Annotated in this window: 18 protein-coding genes; 9 read left to right on the top strand and 9 right to left on the bottom strand. The window is 64.5% G+C overall.

Features of this window, described 5'->3' with window-relative positions; translation table 11 throughout:
• Nucleotides 1-109 precede the first annotated feature (109 nt).
• The 9 genes from B7G52_RS05750 to B7G52_RS05790 form a co-directional block, all read right to left on the bottom strand.
• On the bottom strand, nt 110-1,093 hold the full coding sequence (locus B7G52_RS05750) for a tripartite tricarboxylate transporter substrate-binding protein (RefSeq protein ID WP_096696688.1): 984 nt from the start codon (nt 1,091-1,093) through the stop codon (nt 110-112).
• 323 nt (nt 1,094-1,416) lie between these two features.
• Nucleotides 1,417-2,664, bottom strand: coding sequence for a phenylacetate--CoA ligase family protein (locus B7G52_RS05755; protein ID WP_096696689.1), 1,248 nt, complete (start codon nt 2,662-2,664; stop codon nt 1,417-1,419).
• 10 nt (nt 2,665-2,674) lie between these two features.
• Nucleotides 2,675-3,496, bottom strand: a complete 822-nt coding sequence (locus B7G52_RS05760; protein WP_096696690.1) for an ABC transporter ATP-binding protein — start codon at nt 3,494-3,496, stop codon at nt 2,675-2,677.
• A gap of 126 nt (nt 3,497-3,622) precedes the next feature.
• Entirely contained in the window at nt 3,623-4,951 is a 1,329-nt protein-coding gene (locus tag B7G52_RS05765) for an ABC transporter substrate-binding protein (RefSeq protein ID WP_096696691.1), read from the bottom strand.
• Nucleotides 4,952-5,063: 112 nt separating this feature from the next.
• Nucleotides 5,064-6,140 (bottom strand): branched-chain amino acid ABC transporter permease, encoded by a 1,077-nt coding sequence (locus B7G52_RS05770; RefSeq protein WP_096668946.1) that lies wholly within the window; start codon nt 6,138-6,140, stop codon nt 5,064-5,066.
• Between the two features lie 182 nt (nt 6,141-6,322).
• Entirely contained in the window at nt 6,323-7,252 is a 930-nt protein-coding gene (locus B7G52_RS05775; RefSeq protein WP_096696692.1) for a branched-chain amino acid ABC transporter permease, read from the bottom strand.
• Between the two features lie 126 nt (nt 7,253-7,378).
• On the bottom strand, nt 7,379-8,158 hold the full coding sequence (locus B7G52_RS05780) for an ABC transporter ATP-binding protein (protein ID WP_096696693.1): 780 nt from the start codon (nt 8,156-8,158) through the stop codon (nt 7,379-7,381).
• Entirely contained in the window at nt 8,155-10,101 is a 1,947-nt protein-coding gene (locus B7G52_RS05785) for a long-chain fatty acid--CoA ligase (protein WP_096696694.1), read from the bottom strand. The genes B7G52_RS05780 and B7G52_RS05785 overlap by 4 nt, the downstream gene beginning before the upstream one ends.
• A 152-nt stretch (nt 10,102-10,253) precedes the next feature.
• Nucleotides 10,254-11,453 carry an ABC transporter substrate-binding protein gene (locus B7G52_RS05790; protein ID WP_096696695.1) on the bottom strand — a complete coding sequence of 400 codons (1,200 nt, stop codon included), beginning with the start codon at nt 11,451-11,453 and terminating at the stop codon, nt 10,254-10,256.
• 143 nt (nt 11,454-11,596) lie between these two features.
• Here B7G52_RS05790 and B7G52_RS05795 point away from each other — a divergent pair, with 143 nt between their 5' ends.
• From B7G52_RS05795 to B7G52_RS05835, 9 genes are all read left to right on the top strand, one after another.
• On the top strand, nt 11,597-12,337 hold the full coding sequence (locus B7G52_RS05795) for a Crp/Fnr family transcriptional regulator (RefSeq protein WP_096696696.1): 741 nt from the start codon (nt 11,597-11,599) through the stop codon (nt 12,335-12,337).
• A gap of 180 nt (nt 12,338-12,517) precedes the next feature.
• Entirely contained in the window at nt 12,518-13,750 is a 1,233-nt protein-coding gene (locus tag B7G52_RS05800; RefSeq protein WP_170954687.1) for a sorbosone dehydrogenase family protein, read from the top strand.
• A 58-nt stretch (nt 13,751-13,808) separates the two neighbouring features.
• Nucleotides 13,809-14,333, top strand: coding sequence for a c-type cytochrome (locus tag B7G52_RS05805; RefSeq protein ID WP_240523336.1), 525 nt, complete (start codon nt 13,809-13,811; stop codon nt 14,331-14,333).
• A gap of 56 nt (nt 14,334-14,389) precedes the next feature.
• Nucleotides 14,390-15,223: a pseudouridine synthase gene (locus B7G52_RS05810; protein ID WP_240523337.1), complete on the top strand. Its 834-nt coding sequence runs from the start codon at nt 14,390-14,392 to the stop codon at nt 15,221-15,223.
• A gap of 128 nt (nt 15,224-15,351) precedes the next feature.
• Nucleotides 15,352-16,680, top strand: coding sequence for a permease (locus tag B7G52_RS05815; RefSeq protein WP_096696774.1), 1,329 nt, complete (start codon nt 15,352-15,354; stop codon nt 16,678-16,680).
• A 111-nt stretch (nt 16,681-16,791) separates the two neighbouring features.
• A complete protein-coding gene (locus B7G52_RS05820) occupies nt 16,792-17,181 on the top strand; it encodes a hypothetical protein (RefSeq protein ID WP_096696697.1) in 390 nt (129 codons plus the stop codon).
• Nucleotides 17,181-17,894, top strand: a complete 714-nt coding sequence (locus B7G52_RS05825) for a response regulator transcription factor (RefSeq protein WP_096696775.1) — start codon at nt 17,181-17,183, stop codon at nt 17,892-17,894. Before B7G52_RS05820 ends, B7G52_RS05825 begins: the two co-directional genes overlap by 1 nt.
• The gene (locus B7G52_RS05830; RefSeq protein WP_096696698.1) at nt 17,891-19,249 is read left to right on the top strand and encodes an ATP-binding protein; all 1,359 of its coding nucleotides are present in this window, start codon (nt 17,891-17,893) and stop codon (nt 19,247-19,249) included. Before B7G52_RS05825 ends, B7G52_RS05830 begins: the two co-directional genes overlap by 4 nt.
• A 146-nt stretch (nt 19,250-19,395) precedes the next feature.
• The gene (locus B7G52_RS05835; RefSeq protein WP_096696699.1) at nt 19,396-19,701 is read left to right on the top strand and encodes a DUF4148 domain-containing protein; all 306 of its coding nucleotides are present in this window, start codon (nt 19,396-19,398) and stop codon (nt 19,699-19,701) included.
• Nucleotides 19,702-19,752 lie beyond the last annotated feature (51 nt).

Below are 19,752 nucleotides of genomic sequence, written 5' to 3' on the forward strand. Positions count from 1 at the left end.
CGCTGGTCGGGGTCATCGTGCTAGTGGGATAACCCGGGGCACCGGGCGTTGGACGGGCAAAAAAAAGCCGCCGGGCTGTTCGCCATGCGGCTTTCAGTGGAGAGGGCTTTTAGTCGGCGAACTTGCCGGCTGCTTCGATCACCGGCTTGAGCTTGGCGATTTCCGAGGCCACAAAGGCCTTGTGTGCCGCGGGTTCCACGCGTTTGTCGTTCACGACGATCGCGCCCAGGCCTTCCTGCTTCTTGATGAAGTCGGGGTCTTTCAGCGCGAGTTTGAGCGCCGTGTTCAGCTGGGCCTGGATGGCCGCTGGCGTGCCCTTGGGTGCGTACAGGCCATGCCAGATGGTCAGGTTGAAACCTTTCAGGCCCATGTCCTGCAGGGACGGATAGTCCTTGAGCAGCTTGTGCGTGGACAAAGGCTTGGCCGTGGTCACGGCGAAGGCCTTGACCCGACCGGCCTCGATTTGGCCGGTGGTGTTGGTGGTCTGGTCGCACATCAAATCAACCTGGCCGCCGACCAGCGCATTCATCGCCGGGCCGGTGCCACCGAACGGAATGGTGGTCATGGCTTCCTTGGCGTTGATCGCCGCTTGCCACATCAGGCCGCACAGGTGCGAGGCTGAACCCAGGCCGGCATGGGCAATGTTGAGCTTGCCGGCATTGGCCTTGATGTAGTTCTCGAAGTCACGGTAGGTGTTGGCTGGCAGCTGGGGCTTGCCAATCAGCGTCATCGGCACTTCATTGATCATGCCCAGGTACTCGAAGTCTTCCAGCGGCTTGTATTGCAGCTTGCGGTACAGCGCGGGGGCGGATGCCATGCCGATGTGGTGCAGCAGCAGGGTGTGTCCGTCCGGGGTGGCCTTGGCGACCTTGGTGGCGGCAATCGTGCCGCCGGCGCCGTTGACGTTTTCCACGACAAAGTTGGCGCCTGGCATGTTTTTGCGCATGGCCTCGGCCAGGTCGCGTGCCACGCGGTCGGTCGGGCCGCCCGCTGCAAAAGGAACCACGATGGCAACCGGTTTGGAGCCGGGGTAGGTCTGGGCGTTGGCGAATAGCGCCGTCGCGGCAGCGGCGAGGACTAGCAGGCGTTTCATCAAGTATCTCCGTTGATTTGAATGGCACCAGTGTAGAGGTCACAGGCGCCACAGCCATCGCGGAAACTACGTAAGGACAAGCACTCAGCCCTCCGGGAGCCGCGCAGTGTGCGTAGCCCCCTCGCAACCAGCCAGGGCCGCGGAACCGGCTTGGCCGGCCCGCAGGCGCAGCGCCCTCTCGGGGGCAGACAGCGGCACGCAGTGCGCGAGCGTGGGTGGTTTTTCTTTACCAGCAGGGGCCGCGTGTCCGGCTCTGCCGGCCCGCAGGCGCAGCGCCCCCTCGGGGGGCAGAGAGCGACACGCAGTGCGCGAACGTGGGGGCTCTACCTGTAACTTCGGGCGTCCTCGATGACCTTGCCGTCGTTGGGCAGGCTGCCCGGCGCCATCAGCTCGACATCACCGCGCAGCTTGGTCACATCGCGGATCGCCTCGCTGATCCGGCTTTCCAGTCCCTGCGGCGGGGAGGCTGCTTCCACCTTGAGCGTCATGCTGTCGCTGGCCATCTCGCCGGTGACGACCAGGCGCGCCTTGAGCACCTCCGGAAAACGCCGGGTGATGTCGGCCACCTGGCCGGGGTGCACAAACATGCCCCGGATTTTCGTGGTCTGGTCGGCCCGGCCCATCCAGCCCTTGATCCGGGTGTTGGTTCGCCCGGTTGGACAGGCGCCCGGCAGTATCGCCGACAGGTCGCCCGTGCCAAAGCGGATCAGCGGGTAGTCTGGGTTCAGGGTGGTGACCACCAGTTCGCCGACCTCGCCCTCTGGCACCGGGTCGCCGGTGCCGGGGCGGACAATTTCCACAATCACGCCTTCGTCCAGCACCAGGCCTTCGCGCGCGGACGTTTCGTAGGCGATCAGCCCCAGGTCGGCGGTGGCGTAGCTCTGGTAAACCACCAGGCCGTGCCCGGCAAACCAGTCGCGCAGGCTGGGCGGAAGCGCCTCGCCGCCCGTCAGGCCCTTGCGCAGGCTGGAAATGTCGCTGCCGGTCTCAAGCGCTTTCTCGACCAGGATGCGCAGGAAACTGGGCGTTCCCATGTAGGCCTCGGGCCGGAGTTCGGCAATCGCATGGAGCTGCTGCTCGGTCTGTCCCACCCCGGCCGGAAAGACGCTGCAGCCGATCGCATGCGCACCCGATTCCATGATGAAGGCACCGGGCGTCATGTGGTAGCTGAACGCGTTGTGGGCCAGGTCGCCGGCGCGAAAGCCTGCGGCGAACAGGGCGCGGGCGGCCCGCCAGTAGTCCGGGGCGGTACCCTCGGGCTCATAAATCGGGCCGGGGGATGAAAAAACACGCGGCATCTTCGGGCCGCGCAGCAGCGTGGAAAAGCCGCCAAACACGTCGGTGCCACGGGCTGCCTGCTGCCGCGCCTGCAGCTCGTGCTTGCGTGTGACGGGCAGCCGTGCCAGCGCCTGGCGCGACATGACGTCCCTGGCTGCCAGCCCCGCCAGAATGGCGCTGAATGCCGGCGCCGCCTTTTGCGCGTGCGCCACCTGCGCCGGCAATGCCGCCATCAGCTGGATCTCTCGGGCGGCCGGGTCCCGTGTCTCCAGCGCATCGAAAAACTCGTTCATGTCGGCCCCTTCAAGCCAGCCAGCGCTTGCGGCGCTTGTAGCTCTTGACGTCCTTGAAGCTCTTGCGTTCGCCGCCGCCAACGCCCAGGTAAAACTCCTTGACGTCTTCGTTGTTCGCCAGGTCACTGGCCTGGCCGTCCATCACGATACGGCCGCTTTCCATGATGTAACCGTAGTCGGCGTACTTCAGGGCCATGTTGGTGTTCTGCTCGGCCAGCAGGAAGGTCACTTTTTCCTTCTGGTTGAGGTCTTTCACGATGTTGAAGACCTCCTCGACGATCTGCGGCGCCAGGCCCATCGAGGGCTCGTCGAGCAGCACCATGGTGGGGCTGGCCATCAGCGCGCGGCCAATGGCGCACATCTGCTGCTCGCCGCCCGAGGTGTAGGCCGCCTGTGAGGTGCGCCGTGTTTTCAGGCGCGGGAAATAGTTGTAGACCTTTTCGAGGTTGGCCGCCACTTCGGCCTTGCTTTTGCGTGTGTAGGCGCCGGTCAGCAGGTTTTCCTCGATCGTCAGGTGGGCAAAGCAGTGCCGGCCCTCCATGACCTGCACCACGCCGCGTTGCACCAGATCAGCCGGCGACAGGTTTTCGATGCGTTCACCGCGCAGCTCGATCGAGCCCTTGGTGACCGCGCCGCGTTCACCCTGCAGCAGGTTGGAGATGGCCCGCAGGGTCGTGGTCTTGCCGGCGCCATTGCCGCCCAGGATGGCCACGATGCGGCCCTGCGGCACTTGCAGGGACACGCCCTTGAGCACAAGGATCACGTGGTTGTAAATGACCTCGATGCCATTGACATTCAGGACGATATTGCTGGCGATGTCAGGTTTTTCCATAAGAATGTTTCTGCTTGTTGCTGTCCAAACGGCAGCGCTGCAACAGGGGCTTGAAGCGCTGGCGTTTGGCGGCTCTCTGGAGCCGCGCCCCCTCCCGACGGGCGGGAGGGGTATTGGCCTGGAAGATCAGGACTGGCAGTCTGCCGGGGTGCGTGCCGTGAGTTTTTTCTCGGCGGCGTACTTGGCAGCGGTGGCCTTGACCAGCGGCTTGATGATCTGCTCATCCGCCTGCAGCCAGTCGGAAGTGAACTTCCAGCCTTTGCCGTCCCAGGTGTGGATACGGGCCCAGGAGGCGCCCATGTGGTCCGTGCACGAGGTGCTGATTGGGCGCATCACGCCGGCGAAACCCAGCGCGTCGAGCTTGGCCTGTGTCAGGTTCAGGTTTTCCAGGCCCCAGCGGACCTGCTCACCGGTCATGACCTTGCCTTTGCCGAAACGGTCCTGGGCGGAGCGAATGCCTTCGAGGCCCAGCATGGCGCTCATGGCGCCGCGCATGTAAAGCACCTGGCCGACTTCGTCCTTGGGGCCCGTGCCCTGGCCCTTGGCATGCACCATGGACAGGATGTCCTTGACGACCTTGGAGTTGGGTTCGGCGCCGTGCTGCATGGTCACCGCGTTGTAGCCCTTGGCGCCATCGGCCACGTCTTTCACATCAGGCTCCGCGCCTGCCCACCACACGCCGTACATCTTCTCGCGCGGGTAGCCGGTGGCCTGGGCTTCCTTGATGGCGGTGGAGTTCATCACGCCCCAGCCCCACAGTGCCACGTAGTCGGGGCGGGACTGGCGGATCTGCAGCCAGGTGGCTTTTTGCTCCACGCCCGGTGCGGTGACCGGCAGCAGCTGCAAATTGAAGCCGTGCATGGCCGCGCGTTCCTGCATCAGGGGAATGGGCTCCTTGCCGTAAGGACTGTCGTGATAGACCAGCGCGATGCGCTTGCCCTTGAGCTTGTCAAAGCCGCCTTCTTTCTTGGCAATGGCTTGCAGGATGGCGTCAGCGGCCACCCAGTAGGTACCGGCGATGGGGAAATTCCACTTGAACACCGTGCCGTCCGCGCTTTCGCTGCGGCCGTAGCCGATGGTGACCACGGGGATCTTGTCGATCGGGGCCTTCTCGGTCAGCGCAAAGGTGGCGCCGGTGGACAGTGGTTGCACCAGTGCGGCGCCCTTGCCCTTGAGCCGTTCATAACATTCCACGCTGCGCGCGGTGTCGTAGCCGGTCTCGCATTCCTCGAAGGAAATCTTCACGCCGTTGATGCCGCCGCGCGCATTGGTCAGCTTGAGGTAGTCCACATAGCCGTTGGCCCAGGGCGCGCCGTTCGGTCCATAGGGGCCGGTGCGGTAGGACAGCACCGGAATGAACTGCTCCTTGGCCTGAGCGAATGCGCTGGTCGTCACGACGGACGATGCGCCAGTGGCAAGGACTGCCGCTGCCAATATCAAGTTGCGAACTTTCATTGTTGTCTCCTAGAAATTAAAAATACACCCAAAAAAACTGACACCCCAGTAAACGGTCAAATCATGCGGAACACATCGGTGGTTCCCGGTCATCCTTAACCCTGATGCTGCTTCAGTGCGGGAACGGCCAGAGCCGCATCTTCTGCTTGCCGACCGACCAGAGTTTGGCCAGGCCGTGCGGCTCCACGATCAGGAACCAGACGATCAGGCCGCCGAAAATCATCAGTTCCGCATGCGACACGCCGGCGGTGGAAATCTCGATGCCAAACAGGCCGGCAAACACCGGCAGGAACTGGTTCAGCGCGATCGGCAGCACCACGATGAAGGCCGCGCCGAAGAAGCTGCCCATGATGGAGCCGAGGCCGCCGATGATGACCATGAACAGCAGGCGGAACGACTGGTCGACAGAGAAGGCCGCTGGTTCCCAGGCGCCGAGATAGACAAAGGCCCACAGCGCGCCAGCCACGCCGATGATGAAGGAGCTGACGGCGAAGGCGCTGAGCTTGGCGTACATGGGCCGGATGCCGATGACGGCGGCCGCGACATCCATGTCGCGGATGGCCATCCATTCGCGACCGATCGCGCTGCGCACCAGGTTCTTGGCCAGCAGGGCCATGATGGCCAGCACGCTCAGGCAGAGCAGGTAGCGGCTCACCGAACTCTCGATGGGAAAGCCGAACACCTGCAGGTTGGACACCGACACCGAACCCGACGGGGTGTCCAGCGTGAACCACTTGATGCGCAAAAACATCCAGTCGGCAAAAAACTGCGCGGCCAGCGTGGCCACCGCAAGGTACAGGCCCTTGACGCGCAGGCTGGGCAGGCCGAACAGGATGCCGAAGAAGGTCGCGCACAGGCCACCCAGGATCAGTGCCGGAATCAGCGGCATCCCGGGGATGCGCACAAAGAAGTTGTAGGCACCGTAGGCGCCGACCGCCATGAAGGCGCCGGATCCCAGCGAAATCTGGCCGCAGTAGCCGACCAGGATGTTCACGCCGAGCGCGGCCAGCGACATGATCACGAACGGAATCAGGATGGCGCGAAACAGGTAGTCGCTGGCCAGCATGGGGACGGCCACGAAAGCAATGGCCAGCAACAGCGCGATGGCAACGCGGTCCTGCAGGATGGGGAAGATCTGCTGGTCTGCCCGGTAGCTGGTTTTGAATTGGCCGTTTTCTCTGTAAAACATAGGTGGGTGCCGCCGTTAGATCGCGATGGAGGAATATCTGCGCGGAACTGCGCCCCGTCCAGCAGGGGCCGCGGAACCGGCCTTGGCCTGTCCTGAGCCTGTCGAAGGGTCGGGCCGCAGGCGCAGTGGCCCCCTCGGGGGGCAGTGCAGTACACGAAGTGACAAGCGTGGGGGCTTCATGTCTATACCCGGTCAATGATCTTTTCACCGAACAGGCCTTGCGGCCGGAACAGCAGGAAGCCGAGGGCCAGCACGTAGGCAAACCAGATCTCGATGCCACCGCCCACAAACGGGCCGAGATAGACCTCGGAGAGTTTTTCTCCGACACCGATGATCAGGCCGCCAATGATGGCGCCGGGCACGGAGGTCAGGCCACCCAGGATCACCACGGGCAGGGCGCGCAAGGCCACGGTGGCCAGTGAAAACTGCACGCCGAGCTTGCTGCCCCAGATCATGCCGGCCACCAGGGCCACCACGCCGGCCACGCACCAGACGATGACCCAGATGCGGTTCAGCGGAATGCCGATGGACTGCGCCGCCTGGTGGTCGTCGGCCACGGCGCGCAGGGCCCGGCCGGTGGCGGTTTTCTGGAAAAAGATGCTCAGCGCAGCGACCAGCACGGCGGCGATCAGCGCGGCGTACAGGTCTTCCTTGTTGATCAGGATGCCACCCGGGAATACCGAGTCGAGCACGAAGACCGGGTCTTTCGGCATGCCGATGTCGATCTTGTAGATGTTGCTGCCGAAAATCGTCTGGCCCAGGCCTTCCATGAAATAGGCAATGCCGAGGGTGGCCATCAGCAAGGTGGCGCCTTCCTGGTTGACCAGGTGCCGCAGCACCAGGCGCTCGATGAACCATGCCACGACAAACATAATCACAGCGGCAATCGCGAAAGCGGCGATGTTGGCCACGATGGGGCTTTCAATGCCGGTCCACTCGGGGATCCATTGCGAGAAGCGGGCCATCGCCAATGCGGCGAACAGCACCATCGCGCCCTGCGCGAAATTGAACACGCCGGAGGCCTTGAAGATCAGCACAAAACCCAGCGCGACCAGTGAATACAACATGCCGGCCATCAGGCCGCCTAACAGTGTTTCCAGAAAGAAAGCCATCAGATGCTCCAATTTCCAGCAGCGGCCGCAGAACCGACTTCGCCGGGCTGCAGGCGGCGTCCCCTGCAAGGGGAGAGGCGGCTACGCGAAGCGAGTCCGCAACAGGGGTGTGCCAAGTTATTCATTTCAGTGACTCGTTCCTAGATAAGCCTTGATCACGTCCGGGTTGTTGCGGACTTCGTCGGGGGTGCCGTCGCCGATCTTCTTGCCGTAGTCAAGTACCACGACGCGGTCCGAGATGTCCATCACTACGCCCATGTCGTGTTCGATCAGGACCACGGTGGTGCCGAACTCGTCGTTGACGTCGAGCACAAAGCGGCACATGTCCTGTTTTTCTTCCACGTTCATGCCGGCCATCGGTTCGTCGAGCAGCAGCACCTGCGGCTCCATGGCCAGCGCGCGGCCCAGGTCCACGCGTTTTTGCAGGCCGTAGGGCAGCTGACCCACCGGTGTCTTGCGGTAGGCCTGGATTTCCAGGAAGTCGATGATTTTTTCCACCGCTTCCCGGTGCCTGAACTCCTCCCGTTCCGCCGGCCCGATGCGCAGGGCCTGCATCAGCAGGTTGCTTTTGATCTTCAGGTTGCGCCCGGCCATGATGTTGTCGAGCACACTCATGCCCTTGAACAGCGCCAGGTTCTGGAAGGTGCGCGCCACACCCATGACCGCCACCTGGTGGCTGTTCATGTGTTTGAAGGTCTGGCCGCGAAAGGTGATCGAGCCCTGCTGCGGCGTGTAGACGCCGTTGATGCAGTTGAGCATGGAGCTTTTACCAGCACCGTTGGGGCCGATGATGGCGCGGATCTCGTGCTCCTTCACATTGAAGGAGATGTCCGCCAGCGCCTTCACGCCGCCGAAGCTCAGGGAGATGTTGTGGACGTCGAGGATGACGTCGCCTATCTTTTTCATGCTGCAGCCTTCACTGGTGCAAAGGTCTGGGTGTCACTGATCTTGAGCGTGGCGCTGACGCTGCCGCTGCGGCCGTCTTCAAACTTGACCACGGTTTCAATGAACTGCTCGGTTTTTCCGCTGTACAGCGCGTCGACCAGCGGCTGGTACTTGTCGGCGATGAAGCCGCGGCGCACCTTGTTGGTCCGGGTCAGCTCGCCGTCGTCGGCGTCGAGTTCCTTGTGCAGCACCAGGAAGCGGCTGATCTGCGAGCCCGCCAGCAGGGCATCGGCGCTGAGGTCGGCATTGACCTTCTCGACACACTCCTTGATCAGCTGGTAGACCTCGGGCTTTTGCGCCAGGTCGGTGTAGCCGGCATAGGGCAGGTTGCGCCGCTCGGCCCAGTTGCCGACCGCGTCGAAGTCGATGTTGATCATGACGCAGACCTTGTCGCGGCCGTCGCCATAGGCCACGACTTCCTTGATGTGCGGAAAGAATTTCAGCTTGTTCTCGACGTACTTGGGCGCAAACATGGCGCCGTCGTTGGCGCCGCCCTGGATGCGGCCCACGTCTTTGACGCGGTCGATGATCTTGAGGTGGCCGCTGGCATCGAGAAAGCCGGCATCGCTGGTGTGGTACCAGCCGTCGGCCGTCAGCACTTCCGCCGTGGCGGCCGGGTTTTTGTAATAGCCCTTGAGCAGACCGGCGGACTTGACGAGGATTTCGCCGTTGTCGGCGACCCTGATTTCCACACCCTTGATTGGCACGCCCACCGTGTCCGCGCGCGCCTGGTTGTCTGGCTGCAGGCAGACAAAAACGGCCGTTTCGGTCGAACCGTAAAGCTGCTTGAGATTGATGCCTATGGATCGGTAAAAGGTGAACAGGTCGGGACCAATCGCTTCACCGGCCGTGTAGGCGACCCGAACGCGACTGAAGCCCAGGTTGTTGCGCAGCGGCCCGTAAGCCATGACCTGGCCCAGCGCATAGAGCAGCCGGTCGCCGGCACCCACCGGCAGGCCATCCATCAGGGCCGGGCCAACGCGTTTGGCCACATCCATGAAGAAGTGAAACATCTTGCGCTTGAGCAGGCCCGCGTCTTCCATGCGGATCATCACGCTGGTCAGCAGGCCTTCAAACACCCGCGGCGGCGCAAAGTAATAAGTCGGGCCGACTTCCTTCAGGTCGATGGTGACGGTGCTCGCGTTTTCGGGGCAGTTCACCACATAACCGCAGCACAGCCATTGGGCGTAGCTGAAAATATTCTGGCCGATCCAGGCCGGCGGCAGGTAGGCCAGCACTTCCTCGTGGCTGGTCAGCTTGTCGAACTCGGCGCCGGCTTCGGCGCGGTCGAGCAGGGTGCTGTGTGTATGCACCACGCCCTTGGGGTTGCCGGTGGTGCCCGAGGTGAAGAACATGGCGGCCACCTCGTCGGGATGCGCCCGCTCGACCTGATTCCTGAAAAACGCCGGCTGGCTGGCGGCCAGCGTCTGGCCCGATGCGATCAGCGCGTCGAGGGCGACCAGGCCCGGCTCGTTGTAGTTGCGCAGCCCGCGCGGGTCGTCGTAGATGATGTGGGCCAGCTGCGGACACTGCTCGCGGATGTCCATGAGTTTGTCGACCTGCTCCTGGTCTTCGACCATCGCAAAGCGGACTTCCGCATTGTTGATGGGGAACACACATTCGGCGCCGACGGCGTCCTGGTAGAGGGGCACGGCAATGGCACCCAGCGACTGCGCCGCCAGCATGGTGGCGTACAGCCGCGGGCGATTCGCGCCAACCACGATCATGTGTTCGCCGCGCTGCAGGCCGGCCTGGTGCAGGCCGCAGGCGATGTGTTCAACCAACGCGGCCATGTCGGCCCAGCTGTGCGCCTGCCAGATGCCGTATTCCTTCTCGCGCATGGCGGGCGCCGTGGGGCGCTCTGCGGCGTGTTTCAGCAGCAATCGGGGGAAGGTGGTCTGCATTCGGTACCTTGTCTCCAGTGTTCAGTGCGGCTTCCCGTTCAGGAGAAGCGCTTGCGTGGAATGAATAGTAGGACTGCCTTTGACGTTACGGTGTCATTGCGACGACAATTTCCGGGTAAGTCCTAGTGGGGTGTCCCCGGGGCTCGGCCCTGTTATCGGATAAAGCGGCCATCGCGCGCAACCATGGTGAGTTCGACGAAGCGCGACGCGTTCGTCGCCGAATCGCTGAAGCTCACTTCGAAACCGCCAAGGTCGTAGCGTTTGAGGTTCCAGGTGCTGTCTACAAAGCCGCTGCGTGTCGGGTTGCGTCCCGCAAGCCGGAGCGCTTCGGCGAAGACCCGGGCATTGATATAACCCTCCAGCGCCAGATGCGACGGCGCCAGTGTCACGCCGGCTGCCTTCCAGGCCTGCTGGAATTCGCGAACGATGGGCACCACGGTGGCGTTCGGCAAGGGCACGACCTGGGAAATGGCGATGCCGGTCGCATCGTCGCCCATGGCCTTGATGGTGGCGGCCGCTCCCATGATGGAGAGGGCATACAGCGGCAGCCCCTTGCGGTGCATGCGCATCGCCTTGACAAAGTCGATGGTGGGTTTGCCCGCCAGGCCGACCAGCACCGCCTCCGGGTTCGAGGTCGCGACCTTGGCCGCGGCTGCGCCGGCATCCGAGGAATTGTTCTCCACGGTCACGATGGCCGTGGCATCAAGCTTGTGCCGGGTCATGGAACGCTGGGTGGCGTCGAACACTTCCTTGCCGAAGGAGTTGTTCTGATAGACGATCGCGATACGCTTGACGCCGATGGTCGCGAGGTGCTGCACCAGCTGCTCCGCCTCGTCCGCATAACTGGCGCGGATGTTGAACACGTTGCGGGCATTTTTGGGTCGCGCGGACAGGGCGCCGGAAAAGGGTGCAAAAAACGGGATGCCCGATTCAATCACCTGCGGCAGCATGGCCTCGATCATGGGTGTGCCCATGCAATTGAAGAGCGCGAAGTTGCTGCGGTCTTCAATGAACCCCTTCACATTGGAGAGCGCACGCTTGACGTCGTAGCCGTCATCGACCGCAGCAAGTTCGATGGGCCGGCCGTTCACCCCGCCTTTGGCATTGATGGCCGCAAAACACGCCCTGGCACCCTGGTGCATGGCCTGGCCCAGTTCGCCCAGCGGGCCGCTGAGTGCCGTGGACTGTGCGATTTTCAGGGGGGCGGTGTTGTCGGCGCGGAGCGGTGCATGAAAGGCCGCGGGCAGCGCGGCGAGCGCGCCCAGCACGCTGCGGCGTGTCAGTTGGTCGGCCCGTCGGTCGCATGGTGCCGCATGCCCTTGAGGGGGCGAGAAGGGGGGCGTGGTGGTCATGGGGTCCTGGCTGGAGGTTGTCATTTGAGTGGCCAGATGCTATGTGGAAGATTGACAATGAAATGTCTATCCAGCGACAATTCAAGGGTGTGCCCTCTCCGGAGTTTCCCGAGGGGGATTCCTTCACCTGACCCTTGTGACCCGTGTCTACTGACCTGACCCTCCACCAGCGCCGCAGGACGCCCACCCCTGAAGAGCAGCAAGGCATTCCCTGGCTGTGGCAGTTGCTGCCGGAGGAGCGCGCGCGCGCGGTGGCGCAGCTGCAGGTCGGCAACGCCGCAGCCGGCGACTATGTTTGCCGTGTCGGCAGGCCGGTGACCTACTGGTTCGGGGTGGTTGAGGGCCTGCTCAAGATGAGCGCCGACAACGCCCAGGGGCTGACCATGACCTTCACCGGCGTTCCGCCCGGGGGCTGGTTCGGCGAAGGCACAGCGCTCAAGCGCGAGCCTTACCGCTACAACATCCAGGCGCTGCGCAAAAGCGTGGTGGCCGGCTTGCCGGTTGACACCTTTCACTGGCTGCTGGACCACTCGATCGGTTTCAACCGCTTCGTGATGAACCAGCTCAACGAACGCCTGGGCCAGTTCATTGCCGCGCGCGAGATTGACCGCATGTCCAATCCGGACCTGCGCGTGGCGCGCAGCCTGGCGGCCCTGTTCAATCCGGTGCTCTACCCCGGTGTCGGCGAGATCCTGCGCATCACCCAGCAGGAACTGGCTTACCTGGTCGGGCTGTCGCGCCAACGCGTGAACGAGGCGCTGTCCAACCTTCAGGCGCAGGGCACGATCCGCATTGAATACGGCGGCTTGCGTGTGCTGGACCTGGAGGCGCTTCGGTCCAGCGTATTCAGCACGCCTGCTTCACCGCGGCACGACCTGGCCTGAGCCCGTCCGGCCGTTTCTGCCCGGTACCGGTTCATTGCGCGATGAAGATGTCTGACTGACCATGACACAAGCTGCTGCATGGCGTGCGTGCCGCTAAGTGGAAACCCTCTGCAGGCCCACGATGAGCGACGTTAGCATGCGTACGGTCCGGCGTGACAATTCATTCAATGGAGACTTCCCATGACTAAAAACCTGGCCTTGCTGATCGCGATCAGTGTTCTGTCAGGCTGCGCCCAAATGGCCCGGCCTTCGCCTCCTGTCGCGGCCGTACCCGCGCCTGCGTCCGCTCCCGCCTGGCAACAGGGGCGGCAAGCCGACATGGCCGACTCCAGGCTTGCGCCTCACGCGGGCAAGCTGACGGCGACACCCCCCTCCGACATTCCAGTCCGGAACCTGAAATTGCCCGCCGGTTTCAAAGCCGAGATCTGGTCTCATGGGAGCCCCGGTGTACGGGCCATGGCCCGTGGTGAAAGCGGGAAAATCTATGTCGGCACACGTGGCCTTGGTCGTGTTTATGAGATCACCGACAACGGCAATGAGCGCACCAGCCGCGTTGTGGTGGACAAGCTGAACCAGCCCGCCGTGGCCATGCACAATGGATCGCTCTACGTCATGGCCATCGACAAAGTGCTGCGCTTTGACGGCATCGAGAAAAACCCCAATGTGCAACCCGTTGACCTGACGGCCGCCTTCAAATTGCCGAAGGAGCAGCACCACAACTGGAAGTACATCCGCTTTGGTCCGGACGGCAAGCTTTATGTGCCGTTTGGCGCACCCTGCAACATCTGTGTGCCGCCGACCACCGAGTATGCCCAGATCCGCCGCTACAACGCCGACGGCTCCGGCATGGAGGTCATTGCCACCGGCGTGCGCAACACCCAGGGCTTTGACTGGCACCCGGTCACCAAGGAGTTGTGGTTCACCGACCATGGGCGTGACTGGATGGGCGACGACAGCCCGGAAGACGAACTCAACCGCATGACCACAGTGGGGCAGAACTTCGGCTTCCCCTACTGCCATGCCAATGGTGTGGCCGATCGGGACATCAGGAAGAACAGGCCCTGCGATGGTGTCACCCTTCCGGTGCAGACCATGGGTGGCCACGCAGCCGTCATGGGCCTGCATTTCTACACTGGCAACATGTTTCCGGTCGAGTACAAAAACGCGATGTTCGTCGCGCGCAAGGGGTCGTGGAACCGCACGAAGAAAAATGGCTATGACGTGGTCGTGGTCCGCACCGATGCCAATGGCCAGAACCCCAAGGTCACCCCGTTTGTCACCGGCTTCAAGGATGACGCGACCGACGCCTTCTGGGGCCGTCCTGCCTACCTGCTACAAATGCCGGATGGTTCCTTGCTGCTCTCCGACGAGCAACTGGGCGCGATCTACCGCATCTCGTATGCCAAGCCTTAAACAAGCCAACTTCACGCACACAGGCAGGGCACTGGCAGCAGTGGCCCTGCTTTTTTTCATGGCCCCGGTTCAGGCGCAGCAGCCTCAGCAACTGCCACTGTGCATCGCCTGCCACGGCCCGCAGGGCAACTCGCAAAACCCCCAGATTCCCTCGCTGGCCGGCCAACCCAAGGTTTTCCTTGAAAACCAGCTGGTCCTGATTCGGGAAGGCCTGCGCGACATCCCGCAGATGAAGGGACTGCTCGATGGCGTCAAGGATGCCGATCTCACCATTCTGGCCAGCTATTTTTCAGCGCAGACGCCGCTTCGCGCGGCGGCCGGCCCCGTGAACAGCGAAACCTACCAGCGCGGCAAGGACACCGCCCGCAAGATGCTTTGTGGAACCTGCCATTTGCCGGATTACGCCGGACGCGAGCAAATTCCGAGACTGGCTGGCCAGCAGGAAGACTTTCTGTTGTACGCCATGAAGCAGTTTCGCGACCACGCTGGGCCCGGACGTGACACCATCATGTCGGCCTCCCTGTATGGGCTCAAGGACAGCGACCTGGCCGACCTGGCGCATTTTCTGACCCACTTCAAATAGGCGCCGGCATACGCGGCAAGCGGGCCGGCCTGCGTTTGTAGCAAAATCAGTCCGTCATGACTGTTCCTACTCCCCCTTCCGGCGCTCGCCGTATTCCCAAGCCCGCGCTGAACAGCACTTCTGCGGACGGCGGCCCGGCCACCATCCGGCTGAACAAACGCATGGCCGAACTCGGCCTGTGTTCGCGCCGCGAGGCCGACGACTGGATTTCGCGCGGCTGGGTCCGCGTGGACGGCCAGCCGGCGGTCATGGGCCAGCCCGTGGCCGCCAATGCGCGCATCGACGTGGCGCGCGAGGCCGAGCAGTACCAGCGCCAGCAGGTCACCATCCTGATCAACAAGCCGGTCGGTTATGTCAGCGGCCAGGCCGAGGACGGGCACGAACCCGCCGTGGTGCTGGTGCAGCCGCAAAATCGCTGGCGCGAGTGCAACAGCCGCATGCGCTGGGGCCACGAGCAGCTGCGCGGCCTGGCGCCGGCGGGCCGGCTCGACATCGATTCGATCGGGCTGCTGGTGCTCACGCAGGACGGCCGCGTCGCGCGGCAACTGATCGGCGAGGACTCGGAGATTGAAAAAGAGTACCTCGTGCGCGTCAGTTATGGCGACGAGACCGTCAATGTGCAAGCCGTGTTTCCACCGGAAAAACTCGCCTTGTTGCGCCACGGCCTGAGCCTGGACGGCGAGCCTTTGAAGCCGGCGCGCGTCGAATGGCAAAACCCGGAGCAGCTGCGCTTCGTGCTCAAGGAAGGCAAAAAGCGCCAGATCCGCCGCATGTGCGAGCAGGTCGGGCTGTTTGTGACCGGTCTCAAGCGCGTGCGCATTGGCATGGTCAACCTCGGCCATCTGCCGGTCGGCCAGTGGCGCTACCTGGCGCCGCACGAACGGTTTTAGTCCCGGAGTGCTCCTGTTTCAGGAGCTGCTGGCGCCCGTATCCATTGGGCTAAAGCCTGTTTTGTTCATAAAATCACCCGGAAGCGATGCGGGTGGACGCCGCCACCGGCGACCGCGACAATGGCCGCATGATCACCCCATCGTCGCGCCGCCCTGCGCGGGCCCCCCTGGCTGACTGGCGCCGCCACCTGCACCTGTCCGACCTCCGGGGCCTCGCCCAACTCGCCACCCAGGGCACGCTGGGCATCACCGAGCTGGTCGAGAAGGTGCAGGGCAATGTCTACAAGGCGGTTGCCGCACCGTTTGGCGCGGCCGGGCAGAAGTTTGTGGACCGCACGGCGGGCGCCTCGGGTGTCCGCAAAAGAGGCATCACCGGCCTGGTTTACGGCAGCGTCAAGGGTGTGACGCGCCTGGCCGGCGGCAGCGTCGATGCCCTGTTGTCGCGCGTGGCGCCCAGGGCTGAGCCGCAAGCCTCGTCGCCGCAGCGCGAAGCCCTGCTGGCGGCGCTTAACGGCGTGCTCGGCGACCAGCTGCTGGATACTGCCAACCCGCTGGCCATCCGCATGAGCCTGCGCCATGACGGCCAGTCCCTGACCATGGACAAAGCCGCGCTGGCGCAGCACCTGCCGCGCGCGACGGGCAAGCTCCTGCTGCTGGTGCATGGCCTGTGCATGAACGATCTGCAGTGGCGCGCCGACAGCCCGGCGGATGCGCTGCCGGGCCACGGCCGGGACTACGGGGAGGGGCTCGCGCACGAGCTCGGCTACACCCCGGTTTACCTGCACTACAACACCGGCCTGCACACCTCGGTCAATGGTGGGCAGTTCGCCGCGTTGCTCGAGCAGCTGCTGCAGGCCTGGCCGCGGGAGGTCGAGGCCTTGACCCTGCTGACCCACAGCATGGGCGGCTTGGTGGCACGCAGTGCCTGGCACAGCGCGGCGGCCCAGGGCATGCACTGGCCAGGCCGGCTCCGGCACCTGGTTTTTCTGGGCACGCCGCACCATGGCGCGCCGCTGGAAAAAGTCGGGAGCTGGGTGGACACCGTGCTCGGCAGCAACCCGCTGACCCGGCCGTTTGCCAAAATCGGCCAGATCCGCAGCGCAGGCATCACCGACCTGCGGCATGGCAATGTGCTGCCGGCCGACTGGCAGGGCGCCGACCGGTTTGCCGGCGGTCCGGACACGCGGCAGGCTTTGCCGCTGCCGGCCGGCGTCGCCTGTTTTGCGGTGGCCGCCACGCTGGGCGTGGTCCCGGCGGCGGCAACGGCCGGGCGCCAGCTCGACGATGCCCTCGGCGATGGCCTGGTGCCCCTGTCCAGCGCGCTGGGCCGGCATGCCGAAGCGGCGCGCTGCCTGGCTTTCCCGGCGGACCGGCAGTGGGTGGCCACCGGGACCGGCCACATTGCCCTGCTGCACAGCCTGCCGGTCTACCACCAGCTCAGGCGCTGGCTGGCGTGAGCGTTCAGGTCCGTTCAGGTCGCCACCCGCAGCCGCACCCGCATCAGCCCCTAATTCAAGGCTAATTCAGTCCGGCGAAGATACAGCCTCCACCACCACACCCTGCCCGCCATGGACACCCTTGCCGAACGTGTTGCCCGCGCCATCCTGCTCGCCGCCGGTGTGAGCGCCGTGTTTGTCCTGCTGGCCCTGCCGCCAGCCGACGGCGCGGCGCTGCCGCTGCTCTTGCACCACCAGTTCCTGATCGGCTTGCTGGCGGCCGCGCTGTTGGGCGCCGTGCTGGTGCGGACCCTCCGGCCGGCCGTCGTGGCGGCGGGCCTGCTCAGCCAGGCCGGTTTTGTCGGCATTGCGCTGGCCACGCCCGGCTTCAGCGCGACCACCGCTTTCTACCTGAACCTGGCGGGCATGGCCGCCCTGCTGTGCGCCGGTGCCCTGTTGCTGCAGGCTGCCAGGCAGCAAGCTCGCTGGGAAGGCCTGTCGCCGCGGCACGGGGAGGCATGATGCGGGTCCTGCTGGTGGAAGACGACGACATGATTGGCCGCAGCCTGCAGCAGGCGCTGGAAACCAACGGCTGGTCGGTGGACTGGGTGCGCGACGGCCTGCTGGCGCAAAGCGCGCTGGCCGATGGCGCTTACGCCTGTGTGCTGCTGGACCTGGGCCTGCCCAAGCGCGACGGTGTCGAGGTGTTGCGCCAGGCCCGTGTCCGCGGGGATGCCACGCCGGTGCTGGTGCTCACCGCGCGCGATGGCCTGGACGACCGCATTGCCGGGCTGGACCTGGGGGCCGACGACTACCTCATCAAGCCCTACGAGTTTCGCGAGCTGCTGGCCCGCATGCGTGCGGTCATCCGGCGGCGCGACGGCAGCGCGCATTCGGTGATCGGCAACGCTGCGGTGCAGCTGGACCTGACCACGCGCGAGGTGCTGGTCAACGGTGAGCCCTCGGCGCTGTCCGCGCGCGAGTACGCGTTGCTTCACGCCTTGCTGGAAAGGCCGGGCGCCATCCTGTCGCGCGACCAGCTTGAAAACCGGATTTACGGCTGGGGCGAAGAAGTCATGAGCAATGCGGTGGACGTGCTGATCCACGGCATGCGCAAGAAACTGGGTGCGGACACCATTCGCAACGTGCGCGGTCTGGGGTGGCGCATCACCGCCACGGCGCCGGCCGTCATTTCCAACCCTAGCCCCTCCCCCGCCGCAGGAGACAGCGCATGATGTTCCACGTTTTTCCGGCCGGCCGGATGTGCTCGTTGCGCCGCGCGCTGCTGCTCTGGCTGGTGCCGGTGTTCTTGCTGGTGGGCGCGGCTTCGGCGGGTTTTGCGTACTGGAGCTACCTGCGCATGGCCAGCACCTTCATGGACAACCAGATGGAGTTGCTGGCCGAATCCATGGCGGCGCAGGAGCAGGACATCGCGCTGCCCTCGCTCACGCGCGAGCGGGTGCACAAGCTGGGAACCTACGTGGTGCAGGTGTTTGATGCCGACGGCAAACCGCGCTTCAGCTCGTGGCCGGAATCGGCCATGGCGCTGCGGGAAACACCGGGCTTTCAGGACGTCAGGATGGGTGGCGAGCGCTGGCGCGTCTACACCACGGGGCCGGGCAAGGCCGATGCATCGCGCCGCATCCAGGTGCTGCAAAGCGGCGAGTTTCGCCGTCACGTGGCGGTCGGGCAGGCGGGTGCCGCCATCGCGCCCGTGATCCTGCTGCTGCCGCTGTCGATGCTGATCCTGTGGTGCGTGGTGGCCATGGTCTCGCGCGAGGTGGGCACGATCGCCCGCCAGGCTTCGGCGCAGGACGAGCACAGCATTGCCGAGCTGCCGCTGGACCGGGTGCCGCGTGAAATTGCGCCGCTGGTCATTTCCTTCAACAGCCTGCTGACGCGGCTGCGGGATGCGTTTGCGACGCAACGCCGGTTTGTGCAGGATGCGGCCCATGAATTGCGCACGCCGATCACCGCTGTCGGCCTGCAGCTCGAAAACCTGCGCGGCGACCTGTGCAGCGGCGCGCCGGCGCAGCGCTTTGCCCAGCTCGAGGCGGGCATACTGCGGGCGCAGCGGCTGGTGGACCAGTTGCTCAAGCTCTCGCGCCAGGAGTCGGCAGGCGCCGAGCCGGCCTCGGGGCCGGTCAATGTGCACGAGGTGCTGCACGAAAGCATCAACCAGTTGATCACGCTGGCCGACCAGCGCAACATTGACCTGGGTCTGGACGCCTCCCGCCTGCCTGCCGAGGCCGCCATGCTGCACTGCCCCGGCAGTGATCTGCGCAGCGTCGTGGACAACCTGATCGAAAACGCCTTGCGCTACGCCCCGGAAGGCAGCGTGGTGGATGTGCGCATCGGCAGTGCACAGGGTCGCCTGCTCATCGAGGTGGAAGATGCCGGCCCCGGCATTCCCCCCGAGCTGCACGGCCGCGTGTTTGACCGTTTCTTCCGGGTGCCGGGCAGCGATGCGGGTGGCAGCGGTCTGGGGCTGGCCATTGCGCAGGCGGCGGCGAAACGTTGCGGCCTGCGCATCACGTTGCGCAACCGCGAAGGCCGCAGCGGCCTGGTGGCGCGTGTCGAGACGCTCTGAGACGGCGCGCTCATTGCCAGCTAAGACTTCGCTCATGGCCACCTAATTGGCGCCACCTACAGTGAGATCACGGTTGAAGTTGGAGTCCGAAAGGGCCGGCACAACCGACAACCCGGTTCTCAACCATTCACTGAAAGGTCTTCATCATGAACAAGTCTTCCCTCCTTATCGCCCTTGCCGCTTTCGCTGCCATCGCTTCCACCGGTGTGCGCGCAGAAACGCCCGATCCGGCCTCGCAGTTTGCGCTGCAGTCCGAAGGCAGCCGCACCCGCGCCGAAGTCATGGCCGAGGCCGTGACCGCGGTCAAGACCTACAGCCACATTCCTTCCGGTTCACGTGTGGCCGCGCCGGTGACGTCTGCCGTGCCCACCGCCATCGTGCGTGGTGAGGCCGCGCAGGCCCTGCGTCTGGGCAAGATCCGCAGCGGCGAGCTGACCGGCCTGGAAGGCTGAGTCGGCCATCGGTCGCGGGCCCGGGGCGCATCCCGGACCCGCGATAATCAG

The organism is Polaromonas sp. AER18D-145 (assembly GCF_002379095.1).
Classification (GTDB): Bacteria; Pseudomonadota; Gammaproteobacteria; order Burkholderiales; family Burkholderiaceae_C; genus Polaromonas.